Here is a 270-nt window from a genome sequence, read left to right as displayed (position 1 = left end):
CATGTCACCTTGTTGCGTCCGAAAAGCAACGGCAGCGTAACGCTCAATAGTAATGATCCTTATGATCCGCCTAAGATCGATCCTGCGTTTTTCAGTCATCCTGAAGATATGGAGATAATGATTAAGGGCTGGAAGAAGCAGTATCAAATGTTAGAGAGTTCGGCGTTTGACGACATCCGTGGTAATGCTTTCTACCCAGTGGACGCCAGTGATGACGAGGCTATCGAGCAAGATATTCGCAACCGTGCAGACACTCAGTATCACCCAGTT

1 protein-coding gene is annotated in these 270 nt (G+C 47.0%); it reads left to right on the top strand.

The features are described from left to right. Positions 1 to 270 (top strand): GMC oxidoreductase (locus tag AB4496_RS23830; protein WP_372132238.1); only part of this gene is annotated, 270 nt, incomplete at both ends.

Origin of the sequence: Vibrio sp. 10N.222.46.A1 (genome assembly GCF_041473595.1) — a bacterium.
Taxonomy (GTDB): Bacteria; Pseudomonadota; Gammaproteobacteria; order Enterobacterales; family Vibrionaceae; genus Vibrio; species Vibrio tasmaniensis_A.
This window is presented reverse-complemented; position numbering and strand designations above follow the sequence as displayed.